The sequence below is a fragment of the Streptomyces sp. NPDC014861 genome (assembly GCF_043081625.1).
In the GTDB taxonomy this organism is placed as follows: domain Bacteria; phylum Actinomycetota; class Actinomycetes; order Streptomycetales; family Streptomycetaceae; genus Streptomyces.
Genome location: NZ_JBIBWV010000020.1, coordinates 58135 through 75309 on the forward strand (window position 1 = coordinate 58135; position 17175 = coordinate 75309).

The following is a 17175-nucleotide window of genomic DNA, read 5'->3' on the forward strand; positions in this document are numbered from 1 at the left end:
CACGACCTCGCCCCCGCGCCGCACTCGGCGGGCGGCCGGCGCCCAACTGTCGTACGTGCGTGACACCATGAAGTGGGGCCCGGGGCGACGGGTCTCCGTGGGGAGTCGGGGAAAGGGGAGACACCATGAGCGGACTCAACAAGGGCGTCGGCAAGGTCGAGGTGGCGCTCAAGTGGGATCCGGCACCGGCGGGCGAGCCGGTGCACGACCTCGACATCGTCGCCGCGGTCTTCACCGCCGACGACCTCCACGGCACCCCCGCTCAGCTCGTCCACTTCGGCAGCCGTTCCCCCGACGGGACGATCACCCTCAACCGCGACAGCCGTACGGGACAGGGCTTCGGCTACGACGAAGCGATGACGCTCGAACTGGACCGGCTGGCCGACCGGTACGTGCGCGTGGTGGTCGGCGTGGCGATACAACAGGGCGGCGGCCGCGTGGTCTTCGGCCGTATCGCCCAGACATCCGTCCGCGTCCGCCAGGGCTACACGGAACTCCTCACGGACGACTTCGCCGACGCGGCGGACGCCACGGCGGCGACCGTCGTCGAGTTCGTCCGCGACGCCTCGGGCTGGACCCTCCGTCCCCTGCGGCGGGCCTTCGACGCGGACCCCGCGACCTTCGGCTCCCTCATGGGCTCCCCCGGCGCCTGACCTCGGGCACGGCGCACGACGAAGGGGACCGACCGCGACGGTCGATCCCCTTCGTCTCGGCCTCGATCAGCTGCAGCCGCTGGTGGAGCCGCAGCCCTCGCAGATGTAGCAGGAGCCGGCCCGCTGCATCTTCGTACCGCAGGAGAAGCAGAGCGGGGCGTCAGCACTGATGCCGAGCTGCATCTCCACGAGCTCGGCGGAGGTGTGCGCCTGCTTCGGGGCCGGTACCTCGACCTGCACCGCCGGGGCGGCGACGGCCTTCAGCTCCTGGGTGCGCGGAGCGGACTGGGCCAGGCCCTCGACGTCCAGCTCGACCTCGTCGACGGACTGCTCGTACGAACCCGTCTCCAGGTGACGCTGGCGCTCCTCGGCAGAGTGGATGCCGAGGGCGGAGCGGGTCTCGAAGGGCAGGAAGTCCAGCGCCAGGCGGCGGAAGATGTAGTCGACGATCGACTGCGCCATCCGCACGTCCGGGTCGTCGGTCATACCGGCCGGCTCGAAGCGCATGTTGGTGAACTTCGAGACGTACGTCTCCAGCGGGACGCCGTACTGCAGACCGACGGAGACCGCGATGGAGAAGGCGTCCATCATGCCCGCGAGGGTCGAGCCCTGCTTCGACATCTTCAGGAAGACCTCGCCGAGACCGTCGTCCGGGTAGGAGTTGGCGGTCATGTAGCCCTCGGCGCCACCGACGGTGAAGGAGGTGGTGATCCCCGGGCGGCCCTTGGGAAGGCGCTTGCGGACGGGGCGGTACTCGACGACCTTCTCGACGGCCTCGCGGATCGTCGCCTCGGTCTTCGCGGTCACCTCGGCCTTCTCGTCCTCCTTTTTCTTGGCGGAGAGCGGCTGGCCGACCTTGCAGTTGTCGCGGTAGATCGCGAGCGCCTTGACGCCCATCTTCCACGCCTCGAAGTAGACCTCCTCGACGTCCTCGACCGTGGCCGTCTCCGGCAGGTTCACGGTCTTGGAGAGGGCGCCGGAGATCCAGGGCTGGATGGCGGCCATCATGCGGACGTGGCCCATCGCGGAGATGGAGCGCTCGCCCATGGCGCAGTCGAAGACCTCGTAGTGCTCGGTCTTGAGACCGGGAGCGTCGATCACATTGCCGTTCTCGGCGATGTGGGCGACGATCGCCTCGATCTGCTCCTCCTGGTAGCCCAGGCGGCGCAGGGCCTGCGGGACGGTGCCGTTGACGATCTGCATCGAGCCGCCGCCGACGAGCTTCTTGAACTTGACCAGGGCCAGGTCGGGCTCGAGACCGGTGGTGTCGCAGGACATCGCGAGACCGATGGTGCCCGTCGGGGCGATGACCGAGGCCTGGGCGTTGCGGAAGCCATTCTTGGCGCCGAGGCGGATCACGTCCTGCCAGGCCTCCGTGGCGGCGGCCCAGATCGGTGAGTCGAGGTCGTCCACGCGGACGGCCACGTCGTTGGCGTCGGCGTGCTGCTTCATGACGCGCTGGTGCGGCTCGGCGTTGCGGGCGTAGCCGTCGTAGGCGCCGACGACCGCGGCGAGCTCGGCGGAGCGCTTGTACGAGGTGCCGGTCATCAGGGAGGAGATGGCACCGGCGAGGGCACGGCCGCCGTCGGAGTCGTACGCGTGGCCGGTCGCCATCAGCAGGGCGCCGAGGTTGGCGTAGCCGATGCCGAGCTGGCGGAAGGCGCGGGTGTTCTCGCCGATCTTCTGGGTCGGGAAGTCGGCGAAGCAGATGGAGATGTCCATCGCGGTGATGACGAGCTCGACGACCTTGGCGAAGCGCTCGACCTCGAAGGACTGGTTGCCCTTGCCGTCGTCCTTGAGGAACTTCATGAGGTTCAGCGAGGCGAGGTTGCAGGACGTGTTGTCCAGGTGCATGTACTCGCTGCACGGGTTCGAGCCGTTGATGCGGCCGGACTCGGGGCAGGTGTGCCAGCGGTTGATCGTGTCGTCGTACTGGATGCCCGGGTCGGCGCAGGCCCACGCGGCCTCGGCCATCTTGCGGAAGAGCGACTTGGCGTCGACCTTCTCGATGACCTCGCCGGTCATGCGGGCGCGCAGACCGAACGAGCCGCCGGTCTCCACGGCCCTCATGAACTCGTCGTTCACGCGGACGGAGTTGTTGGCGTTCTGGTACTGGACGGACGTGATGTCGTCGCCGCCCAGGTCCATGTCGAAGCCCGCGTCGCGGAGGGCGCGGATCTTCTCCTCCTCCTTGACCTTGGTCTCGATGAAGTTCTCGATGTCGGGGTGGTCGACGTCGAGGATGACCATCTTGGCGGCGCGGCGGGTGGCGCCACCCGACTTGATGGTTCCCGCGGAGGCGTCGGCACCGCGCATGAAGGAGACCGGGCCGGAGGCGTTGCCGCCGGAGGAGAGCAGCTCCTTGGAGGAGCGGATGCGGGACAGGTTCAGGCCGGCGCCGGAACCGCCCTTGAAGATCATGCCCTCTTCCTTGTACCAGTCGAGGATCGACTCCATGGAGTCGTCGACGGACAGGATGAAGCAGGCGGAGACCTGCTGGGGCTGCGGCGTGCCGACGTTGAACCAGACCGGCGAGTTGAAGCTGAAGATCTGGTGGAGGAGGGCGTAGGTGAGCTCGTGCTCGAAGATCTCCGCGTCGGCCGGCGACGCGAAGTAGCCGTAGTCCTCGCCGGCCTTCGTGTAGGTCTTCACGATGCGGTCGATGAGCTGCTTCAGACCGGTCTCGCGCTGCGGGGTGCCGACGGCCCCGCGGAAGTACTTGCTGGTGACGATGTTGACCGCGTTCACCGACCAGAAGTCGGGGAACTCGACGCCGCGCTGCTCGAAGTTGATCGAGCCGTCGCGCCAGTTGGTCATGACGACGTCACGGCGCTCCCAGTTCACCTCGTCGTACGGATGCACGCCGGGGGTGGTGTGGATGCGCTCGATCCGCAGGCCCTTGCTCGCCGCCTTGGCTCCCTTGGTGCGGGAACCACGTGCCGGGCCGCTCGCCGTCTCTGTCATGCCGCCTCCCATATACGGGCAAAACACCCTTTGGCGCCCAGATAATCCCAGAGCACCGTCTTCTGTACTACGTTCTGTACTGCTTGACCCACGGGCAGCACACAGGTCGCCCGGGGCAGGTCTTCACGGCCGCACGGCGGCCGGTCGCCGGGCCGCGCGGGCCCGGGCCGCCGTCAGTCGGCGGCGCCGGCGGGAACGGGCACCTCGGGGGTGCCGGTCCCGCCGTTCTCAGCGGGAGGCCGCACGCGGAGTTCCGCGATGGCGGCCTCGAAGTCTTCGAGCCCCTCGAACGCCTTGTAGACGGAGGCGAAGCGCAGGTACGCGACGAGGTCGAGCTCCTGCAGCGGTCCGAGGATGGCCAGGCCCACGTCATGGGTGGTCAGCTCGGCGCTGCCGGTGGCGCGCACCGCCTCCTCGACCCGCTGGCCGAGCTTGGCCAGGGCGTCCTCGGTGACCGGTCGGCCCTGGCACGCCTTGCGGACGCCGGAGATGACCTTGGTGCGACTGAAGGGCTCGGTGACGCCGGAGCGCTTGACCACCATGAGCGAACAGGTCTCCACCGTGGTGAAACGGCGGGCGCAGTCCGTGCACTGGCGGCGACGTCGGATCGACGTGCCGTCATCGGTGGTGCGACTGTCCACGACCCGGCTGTCGGGGTGCCTGCAGAAGGGGCAGTGCATTGGTTACGACCCTCTTCCTCACGGCACGACTGAACAGCCCCGCGTGGCCCGTCAAGGCCCTCGAAGCGACCACCAGCATAGGCGATGGATAGTGGCCCGGCAGACCGGGGACCACTATCCCTGGGTGGCCGATGCCATCCAACCACTAGATCTTGGGTTGAGCCCGATGCGACACCCCCGCGTGTCGCGAGGCCCCCGGAGCCGCGTCCGTGCTCCTCGGATGGGAGACTGGGAGGGCGCGCCGGGGCCGGAGAGCCCAGCGGCGAAGGCTACCGTAAGGGCGGCGCCGGACTCCGGGGAGCCGCACCCATACACCCCCACCCGTACACGCGTAAGGCAATCTGCGGATTTTCACTCGAACGTGTGTTTGGCGCAACCTTTCGAAAGCTACTACCGTTGTGCCAGCCAGGGAGACCATTCGAGAGGGGCCGACGACGTGACCACCACCGCAGACAGCGCCACCATCACCGCCCAGGACCGCTCCCAGGGCCGACTCGAGCCGGTGCACGCCATGAACGACACAGCCATGAACGGCGAGGAGCCCGGGCGCCCCGCCCGAGCCCTCCCCGGGAGGCCTCCAGGCATCAGGGCCGACAGCTCCGGCCTCACCGACCGCCAGCGCCGGGTCATCGAAGTCATCCGGGACTCGGTCCAGCGGCGCGGCTACCCGCCGTCGATGCGCGAGATCGGTCAGGCGGTGGGCCTCTCCAGCACGTCGTCGGTGGCGCACCAGCTGATGGCCCTGGAGCGCAAGGGCTTCCTCCGCCGGGACCCGCACCGCCCCCGGGCGTACGAGGTCCGCGGCTCGGACCAGCCCAGCACCCAGCCGACCGACACCACCGGCAAGCCCGCCGCGTCGTACGTGCCGCTGGTCGGCCGGATCGCGGCCGGCGGCCCCATCCTGGCCGAGGAATCCGTCGAGGACGTCTTCCCCCTCCCCCGGCAGCTGGTCGGCGACGGTGAACTCTTCGTCCTCAAGGTCGTCGGCGACTCCATGATCGAAGCCGCCATCTGTGACGGCGACTGGGTCACCGTCCGCCGCCAGCCCGTCGCGGAGAACGGCGACATCGTCGCCGCCATGCTCGACGGCGAGGCGACGGTGAAGCGCTTCAAGCGCGAGGACGGCCACGTCTGGCTGCTCCCGCACAACGCCGCCTACCAGCCCATCCCCGGTGACGAGGCCACCATCCTCGGCAAGGTGGTCGCCGTGCTGCGGCGGGTGTGACCTCACCCCGCCGGCTTTGACCGGGCCCCGGGACCCACTGCGCCGGTCCCGGGGCCCGCTGTACGTCCCGCTCCTCCGGCTCGCGTCCGGCCCCGGCATCCGCCGGGGCCGACATGCGTCCGCGCGCCTCTCAGGCGCCGTCCGCCTTCGCGACCGCGTCGATCGCCGCCAGCGACTTCCGCACCTGATTACGGTCGGTCGTGTACCAGAAATCTGGCATGGAGGCCTTCAGATAGCTGCCGTACCGCGCGGTGGCGAGCCGCTGATCCAGTACGGCCACGACGCCTCGGTCGCCCGTCGCCCGGACCAGGCGGCCGGCGCCCTGGGCCATCAGCAGCGCCGCGTGCGTCGCCGCCACGGCCATGAAGCCGTTCCCCCCGGCCTCCTCGACCGCCTTCTGCCGCGCGCTCATCAGCGGATCGTCGGGGCGTGGGAAGGGGATCTTGTCCATGACGACCAGCTGGCAACTGGCCCCGGGCACGTCCACGCCCTGCCACAGCGACAGGGTGCCGAAGAGGCAGGTCCGCGGGTCCGCGGAGAAGTTCTTGATCAGCTCGCCCAGGGTGTCCTCGCCCTGGAGCAGGATCGGGAACTCGGGGATCCGGGTCCGCAGCTCCTCCGCCGCCAGCTGAGCCGCCCGCATCGAGGAGAAGAGGCCCAGGGTCCGGCCGCCGGCCGCCTGGATCAGCTCGGTGAGTTCGTCGAGCATGTCGCCGCGGTCGCCGTCCCTGGCCGGCTTGGCCAGGTGCTTGGCGACGTACATGATGCCCTGCTTGGGGTAGTCGAACGGCGAGCCGACGTCGAGGCCCTTCCATACGGGCAGGTCGTCTCCGGCGATGCCCTCCGGTGCGAGGCCCAGCGAGGCGCCCACCCCGTTGAAATCGCCGCCGAGCTTGAGCGTGGCCGAGGCGAGGACGACGGAGCGCTCGTTGAAGAGCTTCTCCCGCAGCAGCCCGGAGACGGAGAGCGGCGCGACCCGCAGCGAGGCGCCGAAGCGGTCGTGCCGCTCGTACCAGACGACGTCCCACTCCGAGCCTTGGGTGATCCGCTCCGCTACACCGTGCACGGTCTCGATCGAGGCCATCGCCTGCTTGCGCACGGCGTCCTCGTCCTGCACCGACCGGTCCCGGGTGTTCCCCAGCGCCGTGATCACGGCGCGCGCCGCGTCACGCAGGGCCATCAGCGCGTACGCGAGGTCCTCCGGGATCTCCTCCAGACGGCCCGGGAGCGCGAGCTCCATGACCCGCTCGAAGCCCTCCGCCGCGGTCTGGAGCTGGTCGGCGACCTTCTCGTCCACGAGCTTGGCGGAGCGGCGGACCGCCCGGTTCACCTGCCCCGGGGTGAGCTCGCCGGTGGCGACCCCGGTGACCCGGGAGACCAGCTCGTGGGCCTCGTCGACGATCAGCACCTCGTGCTGGGGCAGCACGGGGGCGCCCTCGATCGCGTCGATCGCGAGCAGGGCGTGGTTGGTGACCACGACGTCGGCGAGTTTGGCCCGCTCCCTGGCCGACTCGGCGAAGCACTCCGCCCCGTACGCGCACTTGCTCGCGCCGAGGCATTCCCGGGAGGAGACCGAGATCTGGGCCCAGGCGCGGTCGGAGACACCGGGCGTCAGATCGTCCCGGTCACCAGTCTCCGTCTCGTCCGCCCAGTCGCGCAGCCGCAGCAGGTCCTGGCCGAGCTTGCTGGTGGGAGCGGCCGCCTCGAAGGCGTCGAAGAGGCCGTCCTCCTCGTCCTGCGGGACGCCTTCGTGGAGACGGTGCAGGCACAGGTAGTTCGACCGGCCCTTGAGCATGGCGAACTGCGGGCGGCGGCGCAGCTGCGGGTGCAGGGCGTCGACCGTCCTCGGCAGGTCGCGCTCGACGAGCTGGCGCTGGAGCGCCAGGGTGGCCGTGGCCACCACCACCCTCTCCCCGTGCGCGAGCGCCGGCACGAGATAGCCGAGCGACTTTCCGGTGCCGGTGCCCGCCTGTACGAGCAGGTGGGAATTGTCGTCGATGGCCTCGGCCACGGCCTCGGCCATGGTGACCTGGCCGGGCCGCTCCGTACCGCCGACAGCGGCGACGGCGGCGTGGAGGAGGTCGGGGAGGGATGGCTTCGTCATAGCGTTCCCAGCCTACGGGGCGGCACCGACAGCGGGGGCACTCCCGCCGATCACGCGAGCGGGTTGGGGACGGTGCCGTGGACGGCGGCGTGCGGGCGGTCGGAGCGGTCCCGGTAGCCGTCCATGTGCAGCCGGTTGCGGTTGAGGCAGAGCCGTTCGATCCGCGGGGTGAGCAGATCGAAGAGCTCGAACCGTTCCTTCAGCTCGGGGAAGCGCTCCTGGTGACGGAGGATCTCGGCGCGGACGAGGGCCCAGAAGATGTCCTCGGGTACGTCGAGTTGTTCCTCGCACAGCGGGGCGAGGTAGCGGAAGACGCCGACGAAGAGCCCCGAATGGATGAACTGGGTGAGGAATCCGGGCTCCTCGGTGAGGAGGACGGCACGGACGTCGTCGGGCATCGCGTCGTGCTCGGGGAGCGGGCGGGCGCTGACGTTGACGTCGTCGACGAAGTCCTTGATCGCCAGGCGGACGGGAACGTCCTGCTCGTCGTAGACGACGATCGCGTTCTCTCCGTGCGGGGAGAAGACCGTGCCGTAGCGGTAGAGGAAGTGGAGCAGGGGCGGCAGCAGGGCGGTGAAGAGGTGCCGCAGCCATACTGCGGGGTCCAGTCCGGAGCGCTCGACGAGGGCGGCGACGAAGGCGCGTCCGTCGGGGTCTGTGTGGAGGAGGGCGGCGAGGGTGCGGGCGCGCTCGCCGGGCGGCAGGCGGAGCGGTTCGCGCCAGATCGCGCCGAGGAGTTCCTTGTACTGGTAAGGGACTTCGGGCAGGTGGTCGTACAGGGGGTGCTCGACGGTGACGGAGGCGACCTCGCCGAGGAGGATCACTCCGCACTCCTCACGGAGGAAGGGGTCGGCGTCGCGCAGGCCGTGGACCCAGGCGGTGACGGCGGGGGCGGCGAGGGTGCGTTCGGTGGGGAGGCCGCGCCAGACGAGGGTGTTGAGGACGGAGAGCGGGAGTTTGACGGTGTGCCGTTCGGGGCGGGTGGTGTTGAGGAAGGTGCGGATGGACTGCTGCGGAAGGCGGAGGTCGCCGTCGGCGGGGAGCGGGACGATGTCCCCGGCGGCGATGGCGGGGGCATAGAGCGGGAGCAGGACCTCGTCCCACTGCCAGGGGTGGACGGGGAGCAGCAGATAGGCGTCGGGATCGAGGCCGCGGGTGGTGAGCTCGGCGCGGAACGCCTCCCGGACGGTCGGGTCGAGTTCGCGGGCGTAGAGGCGTTCGGGGGTGTCGAGCCCCGCGACGCCTCGGTAGGCGGCGAGGCGGTCGCTGACCGCGATCCACGGGAGACGGGTGGCGCGGCGGGCCTCGGGGGCCCAGTGGGCGGCGTCGCCGGCGGAGAAGCCGATGCGGCCCTTGTTGAGGACCAGCCAGGGGTGTCCGGTCTGGTGGCCTTCGAGTTCGGCGTACGGGAGGTCGGCGAGGCGGTCGGCGGTGAGCGCGGTGTGGTCGAGGCGGGCCTCGGCGGCGAGGGTGGTGGAGAGTTCGCGGATGAGGTGGCCGAGGGTGGCGCCGTCGAGGTCGAGGAGCCGCCGGGCGCCCACGAGGAGGACCAGGGGGTCGGTGAGCGGCCGCTCGTCGTGGGTGATCGTGTCCGGTGCGACGCGCCAGCTGCCGTAGGCGCCGCGGCGGGCCGTGAAGGCGAGGGTGGTGCCGTCGTCCAGGGTGACGGCGTACCGGTCGGGGGTGTCGCCGCCGACGGGGACGGGTTGGAGGATCTCCTCGTAGGCGAACTCGCCGAGCGCCTTGGCGAGGGTACGGGCGGAGGCGCGGGCCCAGGAGGTGGGGTTGAGCTCCGGGGGCGCGAGCAGTTCGGGGGCGGGGGCCGCCGCGGGTCGTGCGGAGTCGTGGGGTGCTGGGGACGGCGTCACAAAGACTCCTCGAAGTGGGAACCGGTGTGGGTCGAGCGGTGTATCAAAGGCAGAGGGTGTTCACAGAACGTGACGTAGGGCCCGGTCACGGATCATGAGCGCGGCTCGTTTGTCGGGCAGGTCGATCTCCGCGGCGTAGCGGAAGCCTGCGCTGAGGAAGGCCGAGACGGAGGGGGTGTTGCGGATGTCGGGTTCGGCGACGACGCGGGTGCAGCGGGGACGGTGGTCGAGGACGAGATCGGCGACGGTCCGCAGGAGTGCGGTGCCGACGCCGCGGCCACGGTCCGCGACGCCTCCGAGGAGGAGATGGATACCCGTGTCGTGTGGGCGGGCCGGGTAGGCGCGGGCTAGCGGGTCGAGGTCCGCGCGGTAGACCTCGAAGTAGCTCATCGGGGTGGAGTCGAGTACGCCGAGGCAGGGGACGCTGCGGCCGTCGCCTTCGAGCTGGGCGCGGAGGTGATCGGCGGTGACGGTCTCGGGTCCGTCGAGTTCCCAGAAGGCGGCGACGGCGGGGTCGTTCATCCACCGGGTGAGCAGGGGCAGGTCGCGGCCCGGGCGGACGGGGACGAGGCGGAAGCTGCCGAAGGGGGTGTCCGCCGATGCCCAGGAGGCGACGGAGTCGAGCAGGTCGCCGTCGAGACGGCCGTCGACGCCGGTATCGCTGCCGTGGTTCGCGCGCCGGTCGGCCCCTGGAACGATCCCGAGATCGGTCTCGGGTTCGGTGCCGGGCCCGGCGGCGGGGTCTGTGCCGGGTTCGGTGGTGGGAGCGGTGCCGGGTCCGGTGGTGGGGTCTGTGCCGGGTCGGGCTCCGGCGAGGAGGGCGACGAGGTCGTCGACGCGGAGGTCGAGGGTGTCGTCGCCCGCCGATTCGGTCGGTGGCCGGCCGGCGGCTGTGGTGCCGGCGTCGTGTCTGTGCTCCGGATGTATGGACATGGGGCGGGTCTTCCATGGTTCGGGGGCGTCCCCGCTGTGGGTGGTCGGGGATGGGCCGGTGGACTGGGCCGGGAGCGGCGGACGGCGCGTGGTGGGCCGTCGGGGCTCAGGTGCGGAGGGGGTTGGTGATGGTGACGTAGACGGACTGGGTGTCGACGGGGCCGACGAGTTCGTCGAGGCCGTGGAGGCGGGTGAGGAGGTTGGCCTTGCTGCGGAGGGTGGCCGCTTCGAGGAGGCGGTGCGGAAGGGGTGAGCCGAGACCCGTGGCGGAGGAGAGGAAGGAGCGGAAGGCGGCGAGCAGGACCCGCTCGTCGGCGAGGTGCTGGGCGCCGAAGGCGCCGATCAGGCCGAGGACGTTGTTGATGCCGAGGTAGTAGGCGAAGCGCTCGTCGGTGACCTGGTCGGAGACGAAGGTGTCGCTGTGGGTGCCGATGCCGGGGAGGCGGCTCTCCAGCTCGGCCCGGTGGGACTCGCGGAAGTAGTAGCCCTGGTTGTCGCGGTAGCGACCGCCTGTGGGCCAGCCGTCGGCGTCCAGGAGGACGAGGGTGTTCTGCTGGTGGGCTTCCAGGGCGATGCCGGCGTGGCCGTCGAGCCAGAGGACGGGGCGGACCACCTGGTCGAGGTAGCGGAGGAACCACTCGGCGGAGACGGCGGCCACGGGGCGGCCGGTGCGGGCGGAGAGGAGGCCGACGAGGTCGGCGAGGCGGGAGCTCATGCCGGTGTCCGCCGGCCGGGGACGGGGGGAGGTGAGGGCCGCGAGGCAGACGGCGTCGTCTCCGGGCCCGAAGGGGTTGTGCCGGATCATCAGGTCGAGTCCGGGCACGGGGGTGCCGTCGGGTGCGTCGACGGCGAGCCAGGCGGGGTCGCGGACGATGTCGAAGCCGGGGTGGGCGGCCTGCCAGTCGTCGACGAGTCCGGTGCGCAGGAGTCGGTGGACCTCCACGCCGCGGTGGAGTTCCTTGCGGAGGTTCTCGCGGCGGGAGTTGGTGATGCGCAGGCCGAGGGAGAGCTTGAGCATGGCGCGGGCGCCGGGGCGGTGGACGGTGCGGACGGAGGACGTGGGGTGCCAGTGGCTGCCGTGCGGGCCCAGGTCGTGGAGGAGGCCCTGGTCGAGGAGGGCGCGGATGTCGGGGCGGTGGAGGAGTTCGCGGGCCTGCCAGGGGTGCAGGGGCAGCGGGGCGGTGCCCGTGGGGTGGGCGAGTCCTTCGGCGAGGCCGGCGGCGAGCTGTTCGGCGGTGACGGGGCGGCCCTGCTCGGTCCAGGCGGAGTCGGAGACGAGGAGGGAGTGGTCGACGGCGAACCAGTGGAGGGGGAAGGAGCCGTGGAGTTCGGGCGAGTAGAGGCGGGCCTCGGCCTCGGAGAGTCCTTCGCGGCTCTTGGGGGTGGGGTGGAGCGGGTGGCCGAGGAGGAGGGACTGTTCGGCGGCGAGGAAGAGGTCGGCGTCGGGGTGGGGCCGGGGGTCGCGGCGTCGGGCGACGAGGAAGTCGGCGGTGCGGCGGGCGGAGTCGGCGACGCGGCCGACGAGTTCGGTGGCCTCGGGGCGGCCGGTCTCGCGGCTGAGGAGGGCGGCGAGGGTGACGGCGTCGACGGCCGGAGCACTGGAGGGGAGGCTCTCCAGGACGGGCGCGCCGAAGCGGTGCCAGCCGGTGGGCGACCAGTAGCGGACGGGGACGAGGAGGGCGGTGCCGCTGGCGTCGAGGGGGATGCGGAGGGTGGCCGTGTCGGGGGCGGGGAGGTTCTTCTCCCGGACCCAGCAGCGGAGGAGGTTCTCGACGGCGGCGGTGTCGGCGGCCCGCTGGGGGTCGGGGTCGTCGAGCGGGTCGGCGGTGGTGGTGGCCGGCCGGTGCGGGCCGGGGGCAGTGGCGGGGGCCGCTCCGGGGCGGGTCGGCCGGAGAGGGGTGGGGCCGGGGTGCTGGCGCGGGACGGTGCGCTCCTCGGCGTCGGGGCGGGTCTCGGTCTCGGGCACCTGGGAGGTGGGGGTGGCGTTCACGCGGGATTCCTTGGAGAGGGGGCCGGGGGCGGTCCGGGTCAGTGGGACGGGCCGGGGACGGGCCGGTGGGGGGCGGGCGGCCGGGGGACGTGGGCCCGCTCGGCGGCGGCGAGGGCGTCGGCGAAACGGTCCAGGACGGCGGTGGCCTGCTCGTCGGTGAGGGTGAGCGGGGGGAGGAGGCGTACGACGGCGGAGTGTCGGCCGCCGAGTTCGACGATGAGTCCGCGGGCGAGGCATTCGCGTCGGACGGCGCGGGCGAGGGCCGGGGCGGCGGGCGGGACGGGTTCGTCGGGTCCGGAGGCTCCGGGATCGACGAGCTCGACGCCGATCATGAGGCCGCGGCCGCGCACGTCGCCGACACAGGGGTGGGCGGCCTGGAGGCCCTGGAGGTGGCCGAGCATCCGGGCGCCGAGGGTGGCGGCCCGGTCGGCGAGCCGGTTCTCGCGGACGTACGCGAGGGTCGCGGTGCCGGCGGCCATGGCGAGCTGGTTGCCGCGGAAGGTGCCGGCGTGGGCTCCGGGCTCCCAGGCGTCGAGTCCGGAGCGGTACACGACGACGGCGAGCGGGAGGGAGCCGCCGATGGCCTTGGAGAGGACCATCACGTCGGGGACGACTCCGCTGTGCTCGACGGCCCAGAAGGCGCCGGTGCGGCCGACGCCGGTCTGGACCTCGTCGACGACGAGCGGGATCGAATGCCGGGCGGTGATCACCCGCATGCGGCGCATCCAGGCATCGGGGGCGGGGAGGACGCCGCCCTCGCCCTGGACCGCCTCGACGATCATCCCGGCCGGGGTGGTGACGCCGCTCTTGGGGTCGTCGAGGAGGGTCTCGGTCCAGCGGGCGGAGAGTTCGGCGCCGCGTTCGCCGCCGACGCCGTAGGGGCAGCGGTAGGACTGCGGGTACGGGAGGCGGGTGACCCGGACGTCCTCGGCACCCCCGGAGGCGGCGAGGGCACCGGTGGTCATGCCGTGGTAGGCGCCGGTGAAGGCGAAGAGGCCGCTGCGGCCGGTGGCGGTGCGGACCAGGGTGAGGGCGGCCTCGACGGCGTCGGTCCCGGCGGGGCCGCAGAACTGGATGCGGGCGTCGGCGGCGAGTTCCGGCGGGAGGGTGGCGAAGAGTTCGGAGGTGAAGGCGTCCTTCACCGGGGTCGCGAGGTCGAGGACGTGGAGGGGGGCTCCGGAGTCGAGGACCCGGTGGATGGCTTCCAGGACGACCGGGTGGTTGTGCCCGAGCGCGAGGGTGCCGGCGCCGGAGAGGCAGTCGAGGTAGCGGCGGCCGTCGGCACCCTCGATGGTCAGGCCGCGGGCGCGGACCGGGACGATCGGCAGCGAGCGGGCGTACGTGCGGGCGCTGGACTCGCGCTGGGCCTGCCGCCTCAGGATGGCCTCGTAGCCGCCGCCCGCCACCGTGCCGTATCCGCGCCGGGTCGAGGCGGCGGGCCTCCTCACGGCCTCCCCCTCCCCCTCCGGCGCCGGCGCCCGGCCTCCGACGTGCGCCTCGCCGTCCGGGGGTGGTGTCGCCTCCGTGGGCGGGGGCGTCCTCGGGGTCAGGGGCGGGGGCGTCGGGACGGGCCGGGCCGTTTCCGGGGGCGGGGGCTGGGTCGGGGGGGTCACGGGGTGGGTGGGGGAGGTGGCTGGCGCTGATTCGGTCACGGCCACGGCTCGGTGTCCTCCCGCGATAACGGTTGCGTTGCACATCGGAGGGCCGCCGGACCGCGCCCAAAGACCGGTCCGGGCGGTGTCGTTGTGTCCCCCGTACGTACCAACGACGGGAACTGCCCGGGAACACGGGCCGGAGGCAAGATCCTTGGCGTGGCGTGGATCACGGCATGGCAACGGCCATACCGGCTCCGGAACCGCGGGCGGGGCGCGTACCGTCCCCTCCGGCACCGGCATAGTGGGGGCCGTCGCTCCCGTGTCCGTCCGGACACGAGTGCGAGCGATGCTCAGACATGCACCAGTTGACGTAGTCCCAGGGGGATCACGAGATGCGATCGATTCGTCCGCTGCTGATGGCGGCGTCCGCCGTCGCGGCGCTGACGCTCACCGCGACGGCCTGCGGCCCGAGCGAGGAGAACGCGGGAGACAAGCCCAGCGCGCCGGTGAACGAGAACCCGGTCGACAAGATCAAGATTCCGGAGGACCTGAAGCAGCGGCTGAAGGACCACGGGATCGACGTCGACAAGTGGCGCGACGGCGAGTGGCGGAACTGGGACAAGGACAAGTGGCTGCGTGAGGCGAAGGACTTCGTCAACCCGATCATCGAGGACCTCTGGGACCCGGACCGGATGAGGGACGCCGAGCGTCCCGAGCGGCCGGTCGAGGAGGAGGACATCTCGGGCGACGAGGGGGTCACCGACCCGACGCCCGACCCGGTGAAGGCCAAGGCCGTCCCTGCGAAGTACCACGCCAACTCGCCCGCGTCCGGCAAGGTGTTCTTCGACGGGCCCGACGGCTCCATGGTCTGCTCCGCGACCGTGGTCAAGGACCCGGCCCACCCGGGCAAGTCCAACCTCGTGTGGACCGCCGGCCACTGCGTCCACAAGGGCAAGGAGGGTGGCTGGTACCGCAACATCGCCTTCGTCCCCTCCTACAACGACGCCGCGATGGAGACCTCCGCCCTCGAGAAGGCCTCGCGCGAGCAGATCGCCCCGTACGGCGTGTGGTGGGCGGACTGGGTGAAGACCTCCGACGAGTGGATCGCGCAGGGCGCGTCCACCGGCGGCGCGGGCGCCCCGTACGACTTCGCGGTCATCCAGGTGACCCCGGAGAAGGGCTCGTCCGGCAAGTCGCTGGAGGAGACGGTCGGCACGGCCCTGCCGGTCGACTTCAACGCCCCCGCGGTGCCGAAGATCGCGGACATGACCGCGACCGGTTACCCGGCGGCGCCGCCGTTCGACGGCCAGAAGATGTTCCGGTGCGCGGACAAGCCGGGCCGGCTGTCGCTGAAGGCGGAGCAGCCCACCATGTACCGCATCGGCTGCACGATGACGGCCGGTTCGTCCGGTGGCGGCTGGGTCGCCACGGGCAGGGACGGACAGCCCTCGCTGGTGTCGAACACCTCGATCGGCCCGTCGACGGCCGGCTGGCTGGCGGGTCCGCGACTGGGCCCCGAGGCCAAGGCGATCTTCGACGAGGTCAGCAAGAAGTACGCCGGCCAGTGAGCCGCTGAGCCACGGCGTGTGAGCGGAGGGAGGCGGGACCGGTGCGGTCCCGCCTCCCTCCGCTCGCTCAGGACATCTTTCAGGGGGACACCACCACATGCGCTCTGTACGACTCATACCCGCGGCCCTCGGCACGGCGACGGTGCTCGCGCTGACGGTCACGGCCTGCGGGCCCGGCGGGACACAGGCCTCGGACAGGCCGATCGGGGCGAGCAGTTCCGCGCCCGCGCCGACCGAGGGCGGCGACGGCGGCACCGGGACCGGCGCGGGCGACCTCGCCGGCGAGCTCGCCGACAAGCTCAAGAAGCACGGTGTCGACGTCGAGGCCTGGAAACGGGGCGGGTGGAAGGACTGGAACACCTCCACCTGGCTGCGTGAGGCCGAGGACTTCGTCAACCCGGTCATCGACGACCTGTGGGACCCGGCGCGCATGCAGTCGGCGAAGAGCCCGGACCCGACGATCACCGCCCAGGCCGGGACCTCCGGCTCGGATCCGGTGCCACGGCCGGTGACGGCGCAGCGGGAGAAGACGCCGTACCACCGCAACGCCGCCCCGGTCGGCAAGATCTTCTTCGACTCCCCGGAGGGGTCGATGGTCTGCTCGGGCACGATCGTGAAGGATCCGCGCCGGCCCGGTAGGTCGAACCTGGTCTGGACGGCCGGGCACTGCGTGCACGCCGGGGAGCGGGGCGGCTGGTATCGCAACATCACCTTCGTCCCCGCCTTCAACGACCTGGGCAAGTCCCCGGCCGCGCTGCGCGGCGCGCGGTCGCAGGAGGTCTACCCGTACGGCCAGTACTGGGCGGACTGGGCGGTGACCTCGGGCGAGTGGATCGGGCGCGGTGGCACGAACCAGGCGTGGGCGTACGACTACGCCGTCCTGCACGTGCAGCCGCAGCGCGGCGGCAAGTCGCTGGAGGAGACCGTCGGCGCGGCGCTGCCCGTCGACTTCTCCGCCCCGGCGCCGTCCCGGGCCGGGACCGTGGGGGCCTGGGGCTACCCGCAGGCCGCCCCGTACGACGGCGTCATCATGCACAAGTGCCTGACCGGGGCCTCGCGGCTCACGGTGGCGCCGGCGACGCCGGTGATGTACCGGATCGGCTGCACGATGACGGCGGGTTCGTCGGGCGGCGGCTGGTTCCGCGCGCTGCCCGGCGGGAAGACGGCGCTGGTGTCGAACACCTCGATCGGCCCGGCGCGGGGCAACGGCTGGCTTGCCGGTCCGCAGCTCGGCCGGGGCGCCGAGGACGCGTACGACATGGTCAGCGAGAAGTTCGCCCGCTGACGCGATCCCGGACGCGAACCGACCCGCGGGCCGAGCGGGACGACCCGGGCGAGCCGACCCGCGAGTCGTCGTGAGTGGGGCCGCCCCGAGCGGGGCCGGCCCAGGCGCACTGACCCGAGCGCGCTGACCCGCGGGCCGTCGCGGGCGGGACGACGACGGGCGGGACCGAGGAAGGCGTGGGACCGAGGAAGGCGTGGGACCGGGGAAGGCGTGGGACCGGGGAAGGCGTGGGACCGGGGAAGGCGTGGGACCGGGGAAGGGGGAGGGGGGGGGGGGGCGCGGCGGAGAAAGGGGCGACCGGGGGGGAGAG

Annotated in this window: 11 protein-coding genes; 4 read left to right on the forward strand and 7 right to left on the reverse strand. The window is 71.9% G+C overall.

Annotation, left to right across the window (positions count from 1 at the left end):
- The first annotated feature begins 125 nt into the window (after nucleotides 1-125).
- Nucleotides 126-653, forward strand: coding sequence for a TerD family protein (locus tag ACF1BN_RS29135; RefSeq protein WP_392334575.1), 528 nt, complete (start codon nucleotides 126-128; stop codon nucleotides 651-653).
- A gap of 66 nt (nucleotides 654-719) precedes the next feature.
- Here the strand turns inward: ACF1BN_RS29135 and ACF1BN_RS29140 are convergent, their stop codons facing one another.
- Both ACF1BN_RS29140 and nrdR read right to left on the reverse strand, forming a co-directional pair.
- Nucleotides 720-3617, reverse strand: coding sequence for a vitamin B12-dependent ribonucleotide reductase (locus ACF1BN_RS29140; protein ID WP_392334576.1), 2898 nt, complete (start codon nucleotides 3615-3617; stop codon nucleotides 720-722).
- 173 nt (nucleotides 3618-3790) lie between these two features.
- Nucleotides 3791-4297 carry a transcriptional regulator NrdR gene (nrdR, locus tag ACF1BN_RS29145; protein WP_030495087.1) on the reverse strand — a complete coding sequence of 169 codons (507 nt, stop codon included), beginning with the start codon at nucleotides 4295-4297 and terminating at the stop codon, nucleotides 3791-3793.
- A gap of 436 nt (nucleotides 4298-4733) precedes the next feature.
- On the opposite strand from nrdR, the gene lexA reads away from it, so the two are divergent.
- Nucleotides 4734-5522 (forward strand): transcriptional repressor LexA, encoded by a 789-nt coding sequence (gene lexA, locus ACF1BN_RS29150; RefSeq protein WP_031010805.1) that lies wholly within the window; start codon nucleotides 4734-4736, stop codon nucleotides 5520-5522.
- Between the two features lie 130 nt (nucleotides 5523-5652).
- Here the strand turns inward: lexA and ACF1BN_RS29155 are convergent, their stop codons facing one another.
- From ACF1BN_RS29155 to ACF1BN_RS29175, 5 genes are all read right to left on the reverse strand, one after another.
- On the reverse strand, nucleotides 5653-7626 hold the full coding sequence (locus tag ACF1BN_RS29155) for an ATP-dependent DNA helicase (protein ID WP_392334577.1): 1974 nt from the start codon (nucleotides 7624-7626) through the stop codon (nucleotides 5653-5655).
- Nucleotides 7627-7676: 50 nt separating this feature from the next.
- Nucleotides 7677-9494 (reverse strand): IucA/IucC family protein, encoded by a 1818-nt coding sequence (locus ACF1BN_RS29160; RefSeq protein WP_392334578.1) that lies wholly within the window; start codon nucleotides 9492-9494, stop codon nucleotides 7677-7679.
- Nucleotides 9495-9554: 60 nt separating this feature from the next.
- Nucleotides 9555-10427 carry a GNAT family N-acetyltransferase gene (locus ACF1BN_RS29165; RefSeq protein WP_392334579.1) on the reverse strand — a complete coding sequence of 291 codons (873 nt, stop codon included), beginning with the start codon at nucleotides 10425-10427 and terminating at the stop codon, nucleotides 9555-9557.
- A 106-nt stretch (nucleotides 10428-10533) separates the two neighbouring features.
- Entirely contained in the window at nucleotides 10534-12417 is a 1884-nt protein-coding gene (locus ACF1BN_RS29170) for an IucA/IucC family protein (RefSeq protein WP_392334580.1), read from the reverse strand.
- A gap of 38 nt (nucleotides 12418-12455) precedes the next feature.
- Nucleotides 12456-13865 carry a diaminobutyrate--2-oxoglutarate transaminase family protein gene (locus tag ACF1BN_RS29175; protein WP_392334581.1) on the reverse strand — a complete coding sequence of 470 codons (1410 nt, stop codon included), beginning with the start codon at nucleotides 13863-13865 and terminating at the stop codon, nucleotides 12456-12458.
- Nucleotides 13866-14404: 539 nt separating this feature from the next.
- Here ACF1BN_RS29175 and ACF1BN_RS29180 point away from each other — a divergent pair.
- A complete protein-coding gene (locus ACF1BN_RS29180) occupies nucleotides 14405-15580 on the forward strand; it encodes a trypsin-like serine peptidase (protein WP_392334582.1) in 1176 nt (391 codons plus the stop codon).
- 97 nt (nucleotides 15581-15677) lie between these two features.
- Nucleotides 15678-16865, forward strand: a complete 1188-nt coding sequence (locus ACF1BN_RS29185) for a trypsin-like serine peptidase (protein WP_392334583.1) — start codon at nucleotides 15678-15680, stop codon at nucleotides 16863-16865.
- Nucleotides 16866-17175 lie beyond the last annotated feature (310 nt).